Annotated in this window: 18 protein-coding genes; 10 read left to right on the top strand and 8 right to left on the bottom strand. The window is 64.9% G+C overall.

All coding sequences use genetic code 11. The features are described 5' to 3' along the window. Nucleotides 1–2 precede the first annotated feature (2 nt). Nucleotides 3–1,250 carry a YcaO-like family protein gene (locus HV823_RS15225; protein ID WP_176950569.1) on the top strand — a complete coding sequence of 416 codons (1,248 nt, stop codon included), beginning with the start codon at nucleotides 3–5 and terminating at the stop codon, nucleotides 1,248–1,250. A gap of 84 nt (nucleotides 1,251–1,334) precedes the next feature. On the opposite strand, the gene HV823_RS15220 is transcribed toward HV823_RS15225, so the two are convergent. Both HV823_RS15220 and HV823_RS15215 read right to left on the bottom strand, forming a co-directional pair. Next, on the bottom strand, nucleotides 1,335–1,772 hold the full coding sequence (locus HV823_RS15220; protein ID WP_176950568.1) for a hypothetical protein: 438 nt from the start codon (nucleotides 1,770–1,772) through the stop codon (nucleotides 1,335–1,337). Between the two features lie 27 nt (nucleotides 1,773–1,799). Continuing rightward, a complete protein-coding gene (locus HV823_RS15215) occupies nucleotides 1,800–3,179 on the bottom strand; it encodes a peroxidase family protein (RefSeq protein ID WP_176950567.1) in 1,380 nt (459 codons plus the stop codon). A gap of 507 nt (nucleotides 3,180–3,686) precedes the next feature. Between HV823_RS15215 and HV823_RS15210 the strand changes: the two genes are divergently transcribed. Beyond that, a complete protein-coding gene (locus HV823_RS15210; protein WP_176950566.1) occupies nucleotides 3,687–4,313 on the top strand; it encodes a hypothetical protein in 627 nt (208 codons plus the stop codon). A gap of 1 nt (nucleotide 4,314) precedes the next feature. Here the strand turns inward: HV823_RS15210 and HV823_RS15205 are convergent, their stop codons facing one another. After that, a complete protein-coding gene (locus HV823_RS15205; RefSeq protein ID WP_176950565.1) occupies nucleotides 4,315–4,956 on the bottom strand; it encodes an alpha/beta hydrolase family protein in 642 nt (213 codons plus the stop codon). 539 nt (nucleotides 4,957–5,495) lie between these two features. Between HV823_RS15205 and HV823_RS15200 the strand changes: the two genes are divergently transcribed. Next, entirely contained in the window at nucleotides 5,496–6,488 is a 993-nt protein-coding gene (locus tag HV823_RS15200) for a formylglycine-generating enzyme family protein (protein ID WP_176950564.1), read from the top strand. A 108-nt stretch (nucleotides 6,489–6,596) separates the two neighbouring features. Continuing rightward, nucleotides 6,597–7,097, top strand: a complete 501-nt coding sequence (locus HV823_RS15195; RefSeq protein ID WP_176950563.1) for a heme-degrading domain-containing protein — start codon at nucleotides 6,597–6,599, stop codon at nucleotides 7,095–7,097. A 55-nt stretch (nucleotides 7,098–7,152) separates the two neighbouring features. Here the strand turns inward: HV823_RS15195 and HV823_RS15190 are convergent, their stop codons facing one another. From HV823_RS15190 to HV823_RS15170, 5 genes are all read right to left on the bottom strand, one after another. Then, nucleotides 7,153–8,205 (bottom strand): dipeptidase, encoded by a 1,053-nt coding sequence (locus tag HV823_RS15190; protein ID WP_176950562.1) that lies wholly within the window; start codon nucleotides 8,203–8,205, stop codon nucleotides 7,153–7,155. Between the two features lie 246 nt (nucleotides 8,206–8,451). Further along, nucleotides 8,452–9,612 (bottom strand): N-acetylglucosamine-6-phosphate deacetylase, encoded by a 1,161-nt coding sequence (gene nagA / locus HV823_RS15185; protein ID WP_176950561.1) that lies wholly within the window; start codon nucleotides 9,610–9,612, stop codon nucleotides 8,452–8,454. Continuing rightward, a complete protein-coding gene (locus tag HV823_RS15180; protein WP_176950560.1) occupies nucleotides 9,609–10,631 on the bottom strand; it encodes an SIS domain-containing protein in 1,023 nt (340 codons plus the stop codon). Before HV823_RS15180 ends, nagA begins: the two co-directional genes overlap by 4 nt. Nucleotides 10,632–10,660: 29 nt before the next feature. Continuing rightward, nucleotides 10,661–11,425: a GntR family transcriptional regulator gene (locus tag HV823_RS15175; protein WP_176950559.1), complete on the bottom strand. Its 765-nt coding sequence runs from the start codon at nucleotides 11,423–11,425 to the stop codon at nucleotides 10,661–10,663. Beyond that, nucleotides 11,422–12,399 carry a glucosamine kinase nucleotide-binding domain-containing protein gene (locus HV823_RS15170; protein WP_176950558.1) on the bottom strand — a complete coding sequence of 326 codons (978 nt, stop codon included), beginning with the start codon at nucleotides 12,397–12,399 and terminating at the stop codon, nucleotides 11,422–11,424. Before HV823_RS15170 ends, HV823_RS15175 begins: the two co-directional genes overlap by 4 nt. A gap of 198 nt (nucleotides 12,400–12,597) precedes the next feature. Between HV823_RS15170 and HV823_RS15165 the strand changes: the two genes are divergently transcribed. From HV823_RS15165 to HV823_RS15140, 6 genes are all read left to right on the top strand, one after another. Continuing rightward, a complete protein-coding gene (locus tag HV823_RS15165; RefSeq protein WP_176950557.1) occupies nucleotides 12,598–13,491 on the top strand; it encodes an N-acetylmuramic acid 6-phosphate etherase in 894 nt (297 codons plus the stop codon). A gap of 39 nt (nucleotides 13,492–13,530) precedes the next feature. Further along, nucleotides 13,531–14,790: an ABC transporter substrate-binding protein gene (locus tag HV823_RS15160; protein WP_176950556.1), complete on the top strand. Its 1,260-nt coding sequence runs from the start codon at nucleotides 13,531–13,533 to the stop codon at nucleotides 14,788–14,790. 346 nt (nucleotides 14,791–15,136) lie between these two features. Further along, complete coding sequence (locus tag HV823_RS15155) at nucleotides 15,137–16,087, top strand: carbohydrate ABC transporter permease (RefSeq protein WP_176950555.1); 951 nt, start codon at nucleotides 15,137–15,139, stop codon at nucleotides 16,085–16,087. Between the two features lie 11 nt (nucleotides 16,088–16,098). Next, complete coding sequence (locus HV823_RS15150; RefSeq protein WP_176950554.1) at nucleotides 16,099–16,938, top strand: carbohydrate ABC transporter permease; 840 nt, start codon at nucleotides 16,099–16,101, stop codon at nucleotides 16,936–16,938. Then, entirely contained in the window at nucleotides 16,935–17,999 is a 1,065-nt protein-coding gene (locus HV823_RS15145) for a Gfo/Idh/MocA family protein (RefSeq protein ID WP_176950553.1), read from the top strand. Before HV823_RS15150 ends, HV823_RS15145 begins: the two co-directional genes overlap by 4 nt. A 13-nt stretch (nucleotides 18,000–18,012) precedes the next feature. Continuing rightward, nucleotides 18,013–19,014 carry an ABC transporter ATP-binding protein gene (locus HV823_RS15140; protein ID WP_176950552.1) on the top strand — a complete coding sequence of 334 codons (1,002 nt, stop codon included), beginning with the start codon at nucleotides 18,013–18,015 and terminating at the stop codon, nucleotides 19,012–19,014. Nucleotides 19,015–19,104 lie beyond the last annotated feature (90 nt).

The raw sequence follows: 19,104 nt of genomic DNA, 5'->3' as shown, positions 1-19,104 counted from the left end.
CCATGGATGCAGGCGTCGAAACCGCTCTCCAGTCTCTCTTCGAGATCGTCCCGATCAATCCGCCGGAGTTTCCGGTGCATTTGACCATTGGGATGCCGCGCGCGCCGGGCGAGACAAGCGGTCTGTGGCTTCCGGACGCCGCCCGCCCCGAAAGCGGGCGGCTGGTTGCCGGGCGCGGGCTTGCGGCGGACGAGGCGCGCGTGAGTTGTGCCGGAGAGGCGGCGGAGCTCGTCTCCTGTGCCGCCTGGGGCGACGAGCCCCTTGTTCGCGCCTCCTTTGCGAGCCTGGGCAAGGCTGCGGTTCATCCGGCATCCCTGCTGCTTGCAAGCGATGAACAATACGAGTTGCGGGAGAGCTGGAACCTCCGCCATGGCGGTTACGATTGGCTGCCGGAACGCTTCGACGAGCATGCGGAAGTGGAATGGGTGGAGGCCTTTTCGCCTGACGGGTCCGACCGGGCCTATGTCACGGCTGCACAGGCCTATATCGGCTACAGCGAAGCCGGCGCGGCGGGCACATATGCCTTCGCCGACAGCAATGGGTGTGCGGCCGGCCGGACGCTTGAGGACGCAGCTGTGTCAGCCTTCCTGGAACTGGTCGAGCGCGACGCGACGGCGCTGTGGTGGTATGGCCGGCATAGGCGGCCCGCCGTGCCCCTCGACGGGGTGGCGGGGGCGCCCGCAATCGTCGCCTGGCTGGGAGGTCGGGGGCGGACCTGCCATCTCCTGGATCTCACCCCGGATTTCGGCATCGCCGTGCGTGCGGCGATTTCCGCAGGCGAGCACGGCGGGACGGTCGCGATCGGTGTTGCTGCGCACTTCGATCCGCATCGGGCCGCGACGGCGGCGATGACGGAAATGATGCAGACGCTTTATTCGCTCGACCTGCGCCGGGCGATGCCGGCGGAAGCGGGGGATCCGTTCCAGTTCTGGCTCGACACGGTCAGCTACGAAGCGATGCCGCACCTTGTGCCGGCCGGACCGATGGCTTCCGGCGCCGATGGCGCCGGGCCGATGCCGGCCACGTTGGAGCAGTGCGTCCGCCTCTGCCGGGATCGGGGCCTGCGTCTTCTGATGATCGACATGACACGCGCCGGTCTCGGCGTCCCGGTCGTCCGCGTCATCGTGCCGGGGCTTCGGCCGCTTTCCGCCCGCTTTGCGGCCGGCCGCCTGTTCGACGTGCCGGTGCAACTGGGATGGTGCGGCCGCCCCCGGACGATCGCCGAATTGAACGACGTGCCCTTTGTTTAACGCGTGTCGCGTCTATTTGGAGCCATTCTGCCGGAGCAGACGGGACACGCTTAGGCTTCCGGCGTCATCTCAGGCGAGGCCTCCTCATCTGCAGCGCCGCAGCAGGATGGTCCCGAGCAGATAGGCCATGGCATCCGTCTCCTTGGCGGCATTCTTGATGCGCGTGACGATGTCGGAGAGGTATTGCTCGTTCAGCTCCGGCTTTTGCGACGGCGTAATCATCACCACCTTGCGGAGGCCGAAATTGTCGTCGTCCGATCTCAGCTTGAGGCGGAACGAGCGTCCCGTGGTCGGTGTTGCAATCAGCCGGCCCTGACCGTCAAGGGTGACCGGCCAGTCGTTGATGCCGTAGGTGACGAGCACATTGGCCGTGTTGACGAGGGTTTTGATCCATTCCTCGAAAAGTTCGCTGGGCGACACGGCGCCGCTGGAGAAGTCCGGATAGAGGCGGTTGTATTCCTTGGCGGCGAGCTTGCCGCCTTCGAACTCGCTTCCGTTTAGGCGCACCTTGAACGTTGACATGTCGTCATCCTTTCCTCTTTCGGTTGGTCATCGGGTGGACAGGCCTGCGAATGCGATCAGGTCGGGGAAGCTGTATCGTTCCGGGTGGGACGGGCGGAGGCGTGGATCGGGGCGCCAGCCGCTGCCAAGGATGGAAGGCCGGGCCGCTTCGATCGCCGCGTGCAGCGTCTCCATGACGATGCGACTGCCGACCGGCCCGAGGCGCATACCGTTTTGCAGGATGGCGGCTTCCTTGAGGATGTAGAGCCAGAGCGGCGGGTGCTCGGCAAGCGTGCCGCCGCCATCTCTTATCGACAGCGTCAGAAGCCGCCGGGCCTCGTCGGGCTCGTCGCGAAGCATCTCTTTCGAGGTAAGCAGCCGAAAGCAGGGCCGGCCCTGCGTCCGTAACCGCGCCAGTATTCGCGCCGCCGCCGCCGGCCCGCTGTTCAGGCGCAGCGAGAGGCCACGCAGCAGCGAAAGCGCGGCGATGTTGGAGGACGGCTGCAGGCTGCTGGCCGCTAGCTGTGGTAGTGCCTGATGCGGGATCTGCGACAGGGGCTGGGCGAAGACCGTGTCGATGCGCGACGCCAGCAACGGAGGCAGGCCGAAGCGTCCCGGCGGATCGCCAAGCAGGCGGGTCCAGTCGGCAATCCAGTCGTCGAACAGGCGGGTGCGGGCCAGATCGCCGGTTCCGTCCAGCGGCCTGTCGCTGCTGTTGAACGTGTTGCGCCAGAAGGCATAGAGCCGGGCTCCGGGATTTTCCGCATTCCAGCAGCGGTAGAGATTGCGGATCATCGCGTGGCCGAAGCGGGCGCAGGCGGCGGCGAACTCCAGCGGTATTGCAAAATCGCCGTCGATTTCCGGCCCGGCGTGTACGACGCAGCGACCGTTGGCCATGACGTCCTCATACACCGCCGGATCAATGAGGCGCGGCAGCAGGTCGTGGATGACGACGGACTGAAAATGGGCGACGGCAAGCGCACGCGCGTCGCTCCGCGACAGGCCGGGGCAGGCGGCCACGATGGCGTTATGGAAGCGGAGGACGGCCACATGCGTCTGCGCCAGCGGCAGGTTGTCGTCGCTGCGGGTATCGCAGATCGCCGCACGTCCCGTCCCGTCGCGCGGCAGGTCGCAAGGCTGGCCGCGCGGGATGGTCCTGCCGACGGGCAGCGCAACGGCGCGCCCGTCGCGTGCCGACCTTTCACCGAAGACGCTATCGAGTTCGAGGCGGCCGGAATGGCGGTTGAAGGGCGACGCACCGGCGGCCGGCACGACCATCAGGGTCAGGTCGTGGAAGACGAACTGGCAGAGGTAAGTGTAGCCGACCGGTATGTCGGTTTCGGCTTCCTGGTTGGTGTCGTTGAAGCGGAAGGCGGCGCCCAGAGCGACAAGGTGTTCGATCGAGGGATGAAGGTGATCGGGCAGCATGCCGAAGCATCGGCGATAGGAATAGTGCTCCGCCGGGCTCCGATGTTCCGGCGATACGGGGCAGACTGTGATGCTATCGGCAACGGGCGAACGCCCCGATGTGCGGGCAGGGCGGGCCCTGGCCGTTGCGGGCGATTGCCGATGGTGACGGTCCGCCATGCCGAACAGCCTCCCTGATCCCGGAGCACATGCGTGATCCAGATCCCCCGGGGCGCATGTATCAGCTGAATGACAAAACAATCATCAAGAACGGATCTCTGCTTTCGGCCACTCTCATGCCTGCCATGGCATTCGAGGACATAAACCTGCTGGAAGTGCCACAATGGTAACACCTGCCGGAATCGCTGTCGATCAAGCCGAAAGCAGTACGGAGCGCGCATTGCAGGGAGAGAGACGCCGCCCATTGTGCGCTCTGCTGTCGGCGATATGTTTGAATCTCTGTGCATCCGCGGGCTTTACTTGGCTCCACTGTCCAGTTTTCGCATTTTCGTGTTCGAAAGGCTTTCCATGCCCCTGCAAAACCGCGTAACCCCCTTCGCAGACATCGTCGCCGTCGAGGCGCGCGGCCTCTTCACCGGCAATCGCGGCATTCTTCACGATCCTGAAACGCGCTCGCTCACACGGCGGCGATGGACGACGAAGGCGTGGATCACCTGCGCTTGCGAATACAAGGGCATCCGGCGCGAGGTCATGGCGCGGCGCAGCTGGACGGAACTGTTCTTTCTGGACGAAGCGACGGCGCTGGCTGCGGGGCATCGTCCCTGTTTCCTCTGCCGGCGCGACGCGGCGCTGGCGTTCCGGCAGGCATGGAGCGTGGGGCGCGCGGTTGCGGCGCCGGGTGCGGCGGAAATCGATGCCGCGCTGCACGCGGAGCGGCTGGACAAGGGGCGCAAGCGGCTTCATCCCCTCCGCCGTCCGGTGGGAGCGCTGCCGGACGGGGCGATGGTGGCGGCCGGCGGATCGGCCCTTCTGATCAGGAGCGGACAAACCTTTCTCTGGCAACCGGATAGCTATCGCCCGGTGCCGCTGCCGGACGTGATCGACGGCCTGCTGACGCCGCCGTCGACGCTTGCAGCGCTTGCAGCCGGTTATTCCCCGATCCTGCATCCGTCCGCCCGTGGCCCGGACGCATAGCTCAAGCCGTCAACCCTTCAGACCAATCCTTCACCGTCTGCGCCAGCGTTTGCAGATGATCGGCAGCGGAAAAGCCGGAAATCGTCTTGCGCGGCTTGAGGTCGTGATCGCCGTCCTCAAGCCAGAGCATCCGGATCGCGGGCGAGAGACGATAGTGCGCGACGTCCTCACGCGTGCCGAACTCGTCGCGGGTGCCCTGGCAGATCAGCGTCGGCGTCTTCAGGTCGACCAGATGCGCGGTGCGCAGCTGTTTCGGCTTGGCCGGCGGATGGAACGGGTAGCCAAGGCAGAGGAGGCCGGCGATCGTTCGCGCTGCGTAAAGTTCATCCGCGATCATGCTCGCCACGCGTCCCCCCAGCGACTTGCCGCCGATGATCAGTCGCCCGGATGCCGGCAGGCTGGCGACGGCCTCCAGGTATTCCGGCTTCAGCGTCTCGCCCTTCGGCGACGGTTTGCGCTCGCCGGAAACGCGCCTTGCAGCCATGTAGGCGAATTCGAAGCGCGCGACGCGAAAGCCGATGCCTGCGAGCGCCTGCGCGGTCGCCGTCATCGACGCGGAGTCCATCGGAGCGCCGGCGCCGTGCGCCAGGAGGATGGTCGTTTCTGAATGGGCAGGGCCGTCGAACAGGAATTTGTCGCTCATGACTGGTTTCCTTACGGGCGGTGGCGGGGCGGAACGATTTGCACGCAGCAGTGGTTTCGAAAGCGGGAGAGCACCATGTATGCTGCCTGCCGAAACGTAAAGTCTGCATTTTTTCGCAACGGCGATGACGGTTCCAAGGTCTGCGTTCCGCCGAACCGTCGTTTGTGGCGCTTGCTTGCGCGCAGAACGGCGCGCGAGGTGTCGGACTAATCTGTGGACCGCTACGCATGCCGCGCGATTCCTCGCCAGGCACCCTTGAAACATGCGCCGAATATTCACATATCGGCTGCCTGCCTGCAAAACGGAGGGTCATGGGATCGGCGTTGCCGAGCCGTGAAGCGTTCCGACAGGATGAGGGCGCTCCCCGCAAGGGTCGAGCGCCCTCTTTGCAGGCAGGCTGCCGATTGCACGGCCGATGCGTGCGGACCGCTGCAGCTTCTTGCGCGGGCGTGAACATGACGGGAGTTGCCGTAGCCCCTTGATCTCGCCTGCGGATTGAACGACCCTGCCGGCAGTGTATCCAGCCGGAGGAACGGCGAATGAACGAGCGCTTCTCCCAGTCGGGGCAGGTGGCGGGCCAGAAGGTAGAGCAGGGCGAAAGCGGTGCAATTGCACCGGCGGGCCAGGTCTGGATCGAAGGCGGCACCTTCGTCATGGGATCCGACCGCCATTATCCCGAAGAGGCGCCGGCACACCCCGTTCGCGTCGATGGCTTCTGGATCGATGTCGCGCCGGTGACCAACCGCCAGTTCATGGCCTTCGTGGAGGCGACCGGCTACGTCACCGTGGCCGAGAAGCGGGCAAGTGCGGAGGACTATCCCGGCGCCGCACCGCAGATGCTCAAGGCGGGCTCGGTGATCTTCGATCCGCCGAGGCGGATAACCGGGCCGGATCCTTCGCAATGGTGGCACTACAAGTTCGGCGCGAACTGGCGCCGGCCGTTCGGCGGCCAGAGCAATATTCGCGGCAAGTACGACCATCCCGTCATTCAGGTGTCCTATCTGGACGCCATGGCCTATGCCGAGTGGGCGGGCAAGGATCTGCCGACGGAGGCAGAGTGGGAATATGCCGCCAAGGGCGGGCTGGAGGGGACGGAGTTCGCCTGGGGCGACGAACTGGTGCCTGACGGACGCTTCATGGCCAACACCTGGCACGGCATCTTCCCGACGGAAAACCTCAAGCCCGACGGTTTCGAGCGCACCTCACCGGTCGGAAGCTTCCCGCCCAACGGCTACGGGCTCTTCGACATGATCGGCAACGTCTGGGAATGGACGAGCGACTTCTGGTCGTCCCGCCATCCCGAACCGGCCGGGAGCAGTTGCTGCGTTCCGGTCAATCCGCGCGGCGGCGGCGTGGAGGAAAGCCGTGATCCGCGCCTGCCGGACGTGATGATCGCGCGCCGTGTGGTCAAGGGCGGCTCTCACCTGTGCGCCCCCAACTATTGCCGACGCTATCGGCCGGCCGCGCGGCATGCGCACGAGGAGAACGCGGCGACGACCCATATCGGCTTCCGCTGCATAACCCGCAGATAGACGCGCCGGAGCAATGCGCTCCTTCGTTCCGCCATCGGCACTTGTGCCTGGACTGGCCGCAGGCTACGCAGACGGAACAGGCAGCACAGGACTGGGGAGGAGACAGGCATGACCGAGGATTTCAAGAGCGACATCGCGCGGCTCGAGGAACAGGAGGAACTGCTGCGGTTTTCACGCTTCGACACGGATACCGCCTGGAGGCTCGGCAATATCCTGCGCGAGATCGCGCTGGAGCGCGGTGCGGCGATTGCGATCGACATTTCGCTGCGCGATCGCATCCTGTTCCACACCGTCATCGAGGGAACGTCGACCGACAACGCCGAATGGATCCGGCGCAAGCGCAATACCGTATTGCGGCTGTGGCACTCATCCTATCTCGTCGGCCGGCGGCTGGCGCTCGCGCACCGCGGCCAGGAGGAGGCGCACAACCTGCCGCTCTCCGACTTCGCCACCCATGGCGGTGGATTTCCGATCCTGGTCGATGGGCTCGGCTGCGTGGGCTCGGTGACGGTTTCCGGCGTGCCGCAACGCATCGACCATGCGATCGTCGCCGATGGGCTTGCGGGCGTTCTGGGTGTCGATCTCGGAGAGGCGCGCCTGCCGGACTGACCAGCCTCCTGAGGGCCGCCGCCGCTATGCTCGCGGCGGCTTCCATCATCTTCCGTCAGCCTTCGTGCCAGGCCTTGCCGAGCACGCGCAGCCAGTTCTCGCGGCAGATTTTCGCAAGCGCATCCTCGTCATAGCCGGCGGCCCGGAGTGCCGTCACGATCTGCTGGCTGCCGGCCGCATCGCCGATGCCCGCCGGGATCGTCGCTCCGTCGAAGTCGGATCCGAGCGCCACGCAATCGATGCCCATGCGTTTCACCATATGGTCCACGTGCCGCACCATGTCCGACATCGGGGTGTCGGCGTTTTCCTGGCCGTCGGAACGCAGCATGGTGGTGGCATAGTTCAGGCCGACGAGCCCGTGGCTCTCCCGGATCGCATCCATCTGCCGGTCGGTCAGGTTGCGCGCGACGGGGGTCAGCGCGTGGGCGTTGGAATGCGTGGCGATCAGAGGCTGGTCGGTGGTCTTCGCCGCATCCCAGAAGCCCTGTTCGGTGATGTGGGAAAGATCGACAAGGATGCCGAGCCGGTTGCAGGCGCGCACGAGGTCGAAGCCGGCCTCGGTCAGGCCGGGGCCTGAATCGGGCGATGCGGGATAGGCGAAGGGCGCGCCGTGGCCGAAGATGTTGTTGCGGCTCCAGACCGGGCCGAGGGACCGCAGGCCGGCGGCATAGAACGTGTCCAGCGCCTTAAGCTCCCTGTCGATCGCCTCGCAGCCTTCCATGTGGAGGACCGCTGCGAAGGTGCGGTCCTCGAAGGCGCTGCGGATATCGTCGGTCGAACGGCAAAGCCGCCAGGCGCCGGCGCGGTCGATCCGGAGAGCGATCGAGGCCATGGCAAGCGCGATGTCGAGCGACGGCTGACGTTCCAGCGGCGCCTCGAGCGGGGTTGCGTAGTGCCCGTTCGCGTCGGGCTGCCGAGGCCCGTAGTGGCCGGAGGAAATGTAGATGGCGCTGAGGCCGCCTGCCAGGCCGCCGCTGCGGGCGCGAGGGGCGTCGATGTGTCCCTGGTCGGTGCCGTCGCGGAATTCGGCAACCGGATCGCCTCCGCCCTGCATGTTGGTCCACAGTCGGAGCAGGACATCATTGTGCCCGTCAAAAATCAGTTGCATGGCTTACCTGTCAAAGATGCCGGGGAGGGCGCCGGGTATGATCGATCCGGGCCCATTTATGGAATGAGACAAGGCGCACCCTAGCGCATATCCGTGGAAAACGGGATCACCGGAAAAGCGCTGTTCCTTCGTTTTTCTGCAATTCCGGACGCAATGCTGCTTCGCACCCTTGCCGCAGGAAAAATGCCCGACGCTTCAGTGTCTTCACGGCAGCAGAGCCGCCTTGCGCCAGCATCGGCAAAGGCCTCAGGCGCGAAACACCTCTTCGCCGCCGATATGGGTCGCACGCACGGCGAGTGTTTCGTCGAGCACTGCGAAATCGGCGTCATGCCCATGGGTGAGCCGGCCTTTCCGCCCGACCATGCCGATCGCCTCGGCAGGATAGAGCGAGGCCATGCGCAGGGCTTCCTCCAGGTCCAGGCCGACATTCTCGTGCATGAAGCGGACGCAGGAGGCCATGTCGATATCAGCGCCGGCGAGCGTGCCGTCGGCAAGCGTCAGGCGCCCGTCCTTACGGAAGATCTCGCGGCCGTTAAGGGTGAAGCCGGTCATGTCGGTGCCGATCGGCGACATGGCGTCGGTGACGAGGAAGATGCGGCCCGGCCCCTTCTTGGCGCGCAGCGCGACGCCGATCGACACCGGGTCGACATGGAAGCCGTCTGCGATCAGTCCGGCATTGAGGTGGCCAATGTCGAGTGCTGCGCCGACCATTCCGGGCTCGCGATGGCCGAGCGGGCTCATCGCATTGAAAAGATGGGTCATTATGCTGGCGCCGGCCGCAGCTGCGGCACCGACGGTGCGATAGCCGCTGTCCGAGTGCCCCAGGCTGACGGTCACGCCCGCCTTCGCCAGAGATGCGATCTGCTCGTCGGTCACGCTTTCCGGCGCGACCGTCGTCAACAGGGCGTCGAGCCGGCCGCGCGCCTCAACGATGCAGGCGAGGTCGTCTGCCTCCATGCGGCGGATCAGTTTCGGATCGTGCGCGCCCTTGCGGGCGATCGACAGATGCGGTCCCTCCAGGTGCAGGCCGAGGAAGCCAGGCACTTTCGCCTCGCGTGCGGCCACGCCTGCCGCAACCGTGCGGGCGGTGATTTCCGGTGTGTCGGTGATCAGCGTCGGCAGCAGCGCCGTCGTGCCGAAACGGGCGTGCGCTTTGCAGATGGTGCGAATGCCGTCCACATCCGGCTGTTCGTTCAGGAGCACGCCGCCGCCGCCGTTGACCTGCAGGTCGACGAAGCCGGGGACGATGCGGGAGCCGGCGGCAGGCTGGCGCCGGACTGTGGCCGGGATATCGGCGTCGGCGACGATTGAGGCAATCTTGCCGTTTTCGATCAGAAGCGCGGCGTCGTCGTGCCAGAGGTCGCCGTCGAAGATGCGGGCGCCGGTGATTGCGGTCAGGGCACTCATCTTGTCTCCGTGACTTTCTTCAGGTTGACCGGCTTGTCGGGGTCGAGGCCGCGGGCGCGCGACCAGGCTTCGACAAAGCCGTAGAAGGGGACGATCAGCGCCAGCGCATCCGTGATCGGGTGGCCGGTGGCAACGAAGGGCAGCTTCTTGGCCGCGATGGCGCCGGCGGAAGTGACGCAGGCATAGGTGCCCTTCGCGGCAAGCCCGTCGGCCATGCCGGTGACCGACTGTTCGGCGGCGTCGCGGGCGGCAAGCGCGATCACCGGAAACGAGGGGCCGACCAGAGCGACAGGGCCGTGCAGCACCTCGGCGGACGAATAGGCTTCGGCATGCAGGCCGGAGGTTTCCTTGAACTTCAGCGCCGCTTCGCTGGCGATGGCAAGACCGGGGCCGCGGCCGAGCACGTAGAGCGATTTCGCTTCCGCCAGATCGGCGATCAGTTCGCTCCAGTCGAGCGCAATCGCCTTTGCGAACTGGTCGGGCAGGGCTGCGACCGCCGTCTTCAGTGCTGCATCGCTCGTCCACTCGGCCAGGATCGCAAGACCCGCGACGATTGAGTTGACGTAGGACTTGGTGGCGGCCACGCTGATTTCGGGGCCGGCACAGATGTCGAGGGGGTGGCTGCAGGCGTCTGCAAGCGGCGAGGGGATGGTGTTGGTCAGCGCCATCGAGATGGCGCCTGCATCCGTCGCAGCCCTTGCCATGGCGACGATGTCGGGGCTCTTGCCGGACTGCGAGATCGCGATGGCGGCTGCGCCATCCAGCTTCAGTTTTGCGCCGTAAATCGAGGCGAGCGAGGGGCCAAGCGAGGCGACGGGGCGCCCGGCGGTCAGCTCGATCGCATATTTGAGGAACAGGGCCGCATGGTCGGAGGAGCCGCGGGCGACGGTGACGAAGAAGCGCGGATCGGCGGCCTTCAACGCGCTTCCGGCGCGGGCGATGGCATCCTTCTGCTCCGAAAGGAGCCGGGCGGCGGCTTCCGGGATCTCGTTCACTTCACGGCGCATGTTGGTCTGCATGGTCTGGTCTTTCCGTTCCAGCGGTACGCTCACGTATCCGAGAGCGTCAGTTCCGCGACGAAGTCATAGGCATCGCCCCGGTAGAGCGAGCGGGTGAATTCCACGACCCTGCCGGAGGCAAGGTAGGAGACGCGTTCGATCGACAGCCCGGCCACGCCGGGGGGGACGCCGAGCAGGGCCGCGTCCGGCTCCTTGATATTATATGCCGAGATGCGCTGTACGGCGCGCACCGGCCGGCAGCCGCGCTGCGCGAGGGCGGCATAGAGCGAGCCCGTCACCCGTGCGGGGTCCGGCAGGAATTCCGAGGAAATGCAGGCGCGTTCGATCGCCAGCGGCATGTCGTCGGCAATACGCAGGCGGCCGAGCCGGGCGACCAGTGCATCGGCCGGCAGGCCAAGGATCATCATCTCGTCGGGCGAGGGGTGGAACAGGCCGCGGTCGAGCCATTGAGCGCGCGTCGTCAGCCCGCGCCGTGCCATGTCCTCGGTAAATGAGGTCAGCCGCGACAACGACTGTTCCACCTTCGAGACCGGCTTGACCACGAAGGTGCCTGAGCCGTGCCGGCGCACCAGAAGCCCGTCCTTGACGAGGTCGTCCACCGCTTTGCGGACCGTCACGCGGCTGATGTTGGCGTAATCGGCAAGGTCGCGTTCAGGCGGCAGGGCGTCGCCGTGATTGAGCTTGCCGGTGTTGATCGCCTCTTCCAGCGTCTGGCGAAGCTTCAGGTACAGCGGGCCGGATCCGCCAGCCTGCAGGCGCTCGGGGGACAGGATCGTGGCCAGCAGTGCCGTCATGAGGCGTCTCCGGCTCCGTCTTGCTGGGCCCCGTCTTTTTGGGCCCCGTCTCTTTGGGCCCCGTCATTCTGGGCTCGATCCTGCCGGACCTCGCCGTTGCGGGATCTGGTTTCGTGGCGCTTTGCGGCCAGCGCGACTGCGCCCGTCAGCGCGTCCGCCTGCGGCTCGACCAGGATTGTCCGGTGGTGCTCTTCGAGCCATGCGGGGTAGAGCGGTGCCAGTCCGCCGAGCAGGCACAGCCGCTCGTGGCCGCCGATCCGGGTGATCGCGTCGAGCGCCTCGTTGACGGAGCGTGCGGCGGCCTGCAGCAGCGCCAGCGCGCCCGTGTCGCCGGCCTGCGCATGCTGGAAGACGAGCGGTGCATAGCGGCCGAAGTCGCCGGGCTTGGAGAGGCGGGCGAACTCGACCATCGCGGTCGGGTCGTGGCGGAATTCGTCGAGAATGGCCGTGGTCACGGCAGATCGCTCGCGGATGCCGTCATGGGCGAGCAGCGCCTCCTGCAGCAGCGCGTGGCCAAGGCGGGCGCCGCCGCCCAGATCGCCGATGGTGAAGCCCCAGCCGCCGATATAGTGGACCTTGCCGTCGCGTCGGGCCATGAAGATCGTGCCGGTACCGAGGATGGCGACGGAGCCGTCGGCTTCGCCGATCGCACCCTGCAGAGCGATCAGGCCGTCGGAATCGATGTCGGTGTGGCGAAAGGGCAGGCGCTCGCGCACATATTGCGTGAGGTTGCCGACATTGGTGCCGGCGAGACCGAGGAAGGCGTCGGCATTGCGCACCTCTTCCGGCGGCAGGCCGGCGTCGCGAAAAGCGGCCTCGGCAGCGTCGGTGATGCTTTGAATGGCGTTGTTGGGATCGGTCAGGATGTTGGCCGCGCCGCTCTTGCCCCGCCCGAGGACGACGCCCCGCGGGTCCGCGACCGCCGCGCGGCAACTCGTTCCGCCGCCATCGATACCGATGATGAAATCTGCCATGGGGACCTCCGGAAAATACAATACCAAAAAAATACCATTAACCAAGCGGAAAACAGATGGCGATTGACTATTCTGTTCTAAATTATTGAAATATAGTGATAAAATATGAAGGCGGGATTTTTCCATTCATGCACGTTAATTTCCTATGGACAATTGGTATGTTTTTGGCATTAAATCCTCCGCAAGGGAGACTATGCGATGGCATCTGCCAGAACTGAAGCAAGGCACGAACAGGCGGAGGGGCTCGACGAGCGTCCTGCGGTGGATGTGTTGAAGGTCCTGTCCGCGGCCCAGCAGCAGGCCGCCGGCGCGGTCGACAGTGCGCTCGAGGATATCGCCGAGGCGGCCAAGCTCGCCACGGAAGCCCTGCGCACAGGCGGCCGCCTTGTCTATGTTGGAGCGGGCAGTTCCGGCCTGATGGGCATGGCCGACGCGCTGGAGCTTCCCGGCACCTACGGTATTACGCGCGACCGCATCGTCATTCTGCTTGCGGGCGGGGCGGCGAGCCTTGAGGATCTCGCGGGTGGCTACGAGGATGACGAGCAGCTTGCAGTCTCGGATGCGGAGCGCGCCGGCATCGGCAAGGGCGACTGCGTCATCTGTGTCACCGCCAGCGGCACCACGCCCTATGCCATCGCGATCGCGGACTACGCTAGGGAGCACGAAGCCAAGGTCGTGGCGCTCGCCAACAATCCCGGTGCGCCGCTTTTTGCCTATGCCGACATCTCCGTCCTGCTGCAGACGCCGCCGGAAGTGGTCTCCGGATCTACGCGCATGGGGGCGGGGACGGCGCAGAAGATCGCCTTCAACATGCTCTCCACGCTGGTCGGCATCCAGCTCGGCCACGTGCATGACGGCTACATGGTCAATCTCAAGGCGGACAACATCAAGCTGAAGGACCGGGCGGCCCGCATCGTTTCGGGCATTTCCGGCGTGGGCTTCGACGAGGCGGAACGGCTGCTGGAGCAGTCCGAAGGCTCGGTCAAGGCGGCCGTGCTGATCTCAGCCGGCGCAACCGACAAGGCCGCGGCAGAGGCGGCGCTCAACAATTCCGGGCAGAGCCTGCGGCGCGCCCTGAAGAACCTCCGATAACGGGAACGCGCCGAACGGGCGCACAAAAGGGAGAATGTCATGACACGCAACCTGATCAAGGGACTGCTCCTTGCCACCAGCATTCTCGGCACGGCCGGGATAGCCCAGGCGCAGGACGTCTCGCTGACGATCGAAAGCTGGCGCAACGACGACCTTTCGATCTGGAAGGACAAGATCATCCCGGCCTTCGAGGCGAAGAACCCGGGCATCAAGGTGACCTTCGCGCCGACGGCGCCGACCGAGTACAACGCCGCCCTCAACGCCAAGCTCGACGCGGGCTCCGCCGGCGATCTCATCACCTGCCGCCCGTTCGACGCCTCGCTCGAGCTCTACAACAAGAAGCATCTGGCTAGCCTGAACGACCTGCCGGGTATGGAGAACTTCTCCGACGTCGCCAGGTCCGCCTGGACGACGGACGACGGCTCGGCGACCTTCTGCGTGCCGATGGCTTCGGTGATCCACGGCTTCATCTACAACAAGGACGCGTTCGACCAGCTGGGCATCGCGGTTCCGACGACGGAAGACGAGTTCTTCGCGGCCCTCGACAAGATCAAGGCCGACGGCAACTACATTCCGATGGCCATGGGCACCAAGGATCTGTGGGAAGCTGCGACCATGGGCTACCAGAACATCGGCCCGAACTACTGGAAGGGCGAGGAAGGCCGTCTGGCGCTGATCAAGGGCGAACAGAAGCTGACCGATCCGCAGTGGGTGGAGCCGTTCAAGACGCTGGCGAAGTGGAAGGACTATCTCGGCGACGGTTTCGAGGCCCAGACCTATCCCGATAGCCAGAACCTGTTCACGCTCGGCCGTGCCGCGATCTATCCGGCAGGTTCGTGGGAAATCGGCCTGTTCAACACCCAGGCGCAGTTCAAGATGGGCGCGTTCCCGCCGCCGGTGAAGACGGCCGGCGACACCTGCTACATCTCCGACCACAACGACATCGGCATCGGCCTGAACGCCAAGAGCGTCAATCCGGAAGCTGCGAAGAAGCTGCTTACCTTCATCGCCTCTCCGGAATTCGCCGACATCTATGCCAACTCGCTGCCGGGCTTCTTCAGCCTGAACTCGACTGCGGTCAAGATGGCCGATCCGCTGGCGCAGGAATTCGTCTCCTGGCGCGAGAAGTGCCAGCCGACGATCCGCTCGACCTACCAGATCCTGTCGCGCGGCACGCCGAACCTCGAAAACGAGACCTGGACCATGTCGGCCAATGTCATCAACGGCACCGATACGCCGGAGGCAGCCGCCGAGAAGCTTCAGAAGGGCCTCGACAGCTGGTTCAAGCCGGCGAAGTGAGGCTTGTGACATCGGGTAGGGCGATTGCCCCTCACCCTACCCTCTCCCTGCAGACGGGGAGAGGGACTTGCACAGCAATTGCTGATCCCTTCGCGACGATGGTCGGGGGACGGCGCGGCAACTGTCCTTCTGCCCGCTTGCGGAAAGAAGGTGCCGGCAGGCGGATGAGGGGCGCGCGACGTCCCGTTGATTGCGGCCCAGGCCCGCGTCTTCCGCGCAAAAACGTGTAAGCTGAACGTCACTGCCGGACATCCGGCAAGGCGGCATGCGGCAGGACCGGCCGTGTGGCGCCGTCCGCTTATCGCGGGCGCTACGGACCACCGGTCGGGGCAGCGGGGAAAGAACCATGACGGATGCCACACTTTCTCAGGGCGAAATGCAGGCGGCGAGCCGTCCGCGCCGCTGGCACATCGCCGTGTTCCTGCTGCCGGCGCTCGTCGTTTACAGCGCGGTGATGATCCTGCCGCTGTTCGAGACGCTCCGGCTCTCCTTCTACAACACCGTCGACGGGCAATCCGCCTTCGTCGGGCTTGCCAATTTCAAGACGCTGTTTGGCGATGCGCGCTGGGCTGCCGACTTCTGGAACGCGCTGAAGAACAACTTCATCTTCTTCGTCATTCACATGCTGGTACAAAACCCTATCGGGGTTGCGCTTGCCGCACTTCTGTCGATACCGAAGCTGCGGGGAGCTGCTTTCTACAGGACCGCCATCTTCCTGCCGACGCTGCTCTCCTTCGTCATCGTCGGCTTCATCTGGAAGCTGATCCTGTCGCCGATCTGGGGCGTCTCGCCCTACCTGCTGGATCTCGTCGGGCTGAAGTCGCTGTTTGCGCCCTGGCTCGGCAAGCCGAATTCGGCACTGATCGCCGTCTCGCTGATCTCGGTCTGGCAATATGTCGGCATCCCGATGATGCTGATCTACGCGGCCCTGCTCAACATTCCCGAGGAGGTGATCGAGGCTGCCGAATGCGACGGCGTCACCGGCTGGGCGCAGTTCTTCAAGATCAAGCTGCCGCTGATCCTGCCGGCGATCGGCATCATCTCGATCCTGACCTTCGTCGGCAACTTCAACGCCTTCGACCTGGTCTATACGGTGCAGGGGGCGCTGGCGGGGCCGGACGGCTCGACCGACATCCTCGGCACGCTGCTCTACCGCACCTTCTTCGGCTTCCAGCTGCAACTCGGCGACCGTTCGATGGGGGCAACGATTGCAACCGTAATGTTCCTGATCATCCTTGCCGGCGTCTCGCTCTACCTGTTCGTCATCCAGCGGCGCATCCGCCGCTACCAGTTCTGAGGGAGCCGACCATGTCCAAGGCACGCGCCTCGCTGTCCCGTACGGCTCTCGTCCACGCCGCCCTGATCGCCTATACGCTGGTCGCGGTCTTTCCGGTGTTCCTGACGATCATCAACTCATTCAAGAACCGCAATGCGATCTTTCGCAACCCGATGCAGCTGCCGACGCCGTCGACCTTCGACCTGGTGGGCTACCAGACGGTGCTGGGGCAGGGGGACTTTGCGGTCTATTTCCAGAACAGCCTCATCGTCACCGTCGTGTCGATCGCGCTTGTACTCCTGTTCGGGGCCATGGCGGCGTTCGCGCTGTCCGAATACCGTTTCCGCGGCAATACGCTGATGGGGCTGTATCTCGCGCTCGGCATCATGATCCCGATCCGGCTCGGCACGGTGGCGATCCTGCAGGGCATGGTGGCGACCGGGCTCGTCAACACGCTGACGGCGCTGATCCTTGTCTATACGGCGCAGGGCCTGCCGCTCGCCGTCTTCATCCTGTCGGAGTTCATGCGCACCGTCTCCGACGACCTGAAGAATGCGGGACGGATCGACGGGCTGTCGGAATACGCGATCTTCTTCCGCCTGGTATTGCCGCTGGTAAGGCCGGCGATGGCGACGGTCGCGGTCTTCACCATGATCCCGATCTGGAACGACCTGTGGTTCCCGCTGATCCTGGCGCCGAGCGAGGCGACCAAGACCGTCACGCTGGGTTCCCAGATTTTCATCGGCCAGTTCGTGACCAACTGGAACGCGGTTCTGGCTGCGCTGTCGCTGGCGATCCTGCCCGTTCTCGTCCTCTATCTGGCCTTCTCGCGGCAACTGATCCGCGGCATTACCTCAGGAGCAGTGAAATGACCCATTCGTCCGACCCGATCCGCGTCCTTTCCGCGGGCCTCGGCAACATGGGCCGCAGCCATGCGCTCGCCTATCACGAGAATCCCGGCTTTGAGATCGTCGGCCTCGTCAACCGCTCGAAGGTCGAACTCCCGGAGGCGCTGACCGGCTACGAGATTTTGCCTTCCTTCCCGCAGGCGCTGAAGGAGCTGAAGCCCGATCTCTGCTCGATCAACACCTATTCCGACAGCCATGCCGACTTTGCCGTCATGGCGATGGAGGCGGGCGCGCATGTGTTCGTCGAAAAGCCGCTGGCGACGACGGTGGCGGATGCAGAGCGCGTGGTCGCCTGCGCCAAGGCCAACGGCCGCAAGCTCGTCGTCGGCTATATCCTGCGCCACCATCCCTCGTGGATGCGGCTGATCGCGGAAGCCCGCAAGCTCGGCGGCCCCTACGTGTTCCGCATGAACCTGAACCAGCAGTCGAGCGGGCCGACCTGGGAGACGCACAAGGCCTTGATGCAGACGACGCCGCCGATCGTCGACTGCGGCGTGCACTATGTCGATGTGATGTGCCAGATCACCGACGCCAGGCCCGTCGAGGTGCGCGGCATGGGGCTGCGGCTGTCCGACGAGATCGCGCCGGATATGTACAATTACGGGCATTTGCAGGTGCTTTACGACGACGGCTCGCTCGGCTGGTACGAAGCCGGCTGGGGACCGATGATCTCGGAGACGGCCTTCTTCGTGAAGGACGTGATGTCGCCGAAGGGTTCTGTGTCGATCGTCATGGACCCGAACGCCAAGTCCGACGATATCGATACGCACACCAAGACCGCCGTGATCCGCCTCCACAATGCCGAGACCGGGCCGGACGGCCGTTTTCTGAAGGCCGACGAGGATCTGAAGATGACCGGTGAGCCGGGACACCAAGAACTCTGCGACCGGGAGCAGGCCTATGTGCTGAAGGCGATCCGCGAGGATATCGACCTGACCCGGCACATGGACGATGCGGTGCAGTCACTCAGGATCTGCCTTGCCGCCGACGAGAGCGTGCGCACCGGCCGGCCGGTAAAGCTGTAAGGAAGGAACGACGATGGGCTCCCTGCAACTCAAATCCGTGCGCAAGTCCTTCGGGCCGGTCGACGTGCTCAAGGGCATCGACCTCGACGTGAAGGACGGCGAGTTCGTCATCTTCGTTGGGCCGTCGGGTTGCGGGAAATCGACGCTTTTGCGCATTATCGCGGGGCTTGAGGATGCGACCTCGGGCAACATCCTGATCGACGGCGCCGAAGTCAGCGCCGTGCCGCCGGCCAAGCGCGGTATCGCCATGGTATTCCAGTCCTATGCGCTCTATCCGCACCTGAGCGTCAAGGACAACATGGGGCTCGGCTTGAAGCAGGCCGGCACGCCGAAGGCGCAGATCGAGGAGCGGACGAAGAAGGCGTCTGCCATGCTGTCGCTGGAGAAGTATCTCGACCGGCGGCCGGCCGAACTCTCCGGCGGGCAGCGCCAGCGCGTGGCGATTGGGCGTGCCATCGTGCGCGAGCCGAAGCTGTTCCTGTTCGACGAGCCGCTCTCCAACCTCGATGCGGCGTTGCGCGTCAATACGCGGCTCGAGATCGCTCGGCTGCACCGCGAGCTGAAGGCGACGATGATCTACGTTACCCACGACCAGGTCGAGGCGATGACGCTGGCCGACAAGATCGTCGTGCTCGACGGCGGCGTGATCCAGCAGGTCGGCTCACCTATGGAGCTCTACAACAGGCCGGCCAACCTGTTCGTTGCCGGCTTCATCGGTTCGCCCGCCATGAATTTCATCGATGCAGCCCGCCTCGGGCGCAGCGACGCCGCCACGATCGGCATCCGCCCGGAGCACATGAGCCTGTCGCGCGAGGCCGGCGAATGGAGGGGGACGATTGTCCATGTCGAGCATCTCGGCGCCGACACGATCGTCTATCTCGACAGCGAAAAAACGGGCCTGCTGACGGCGCGGCTGTTCGGGGAACACCACTACGAAGCGGATGAAATCGTGTATGCAACGCCAAATTCCGGACAGTTGCATCGTTTCAATGCAAATGGTGAAGCCATACTATGAGGACCCTCATCACAAACTCGTGATCAGGATTGTGCAGCGCGATAGATGCGTTGCGCTTTGTCAGCATTTAACATACACACCTGACTGTAA

It is taken from the genome of Mycoplana rhizolycopersici, assembly GCF_013378445.1.
Classification (GTDB): domain Bacteria; phylum Pseudomonadota; class Alphaproteobacteria; order Rhizobiales; family Rhizobiaceae; genus Mycoplana; species Mycoplana rhizolycopersici.
Note: the sequence above shows the minus strand (reverse complement) of the source record. Positions and strands in the feature narration are given on the sequence as shown.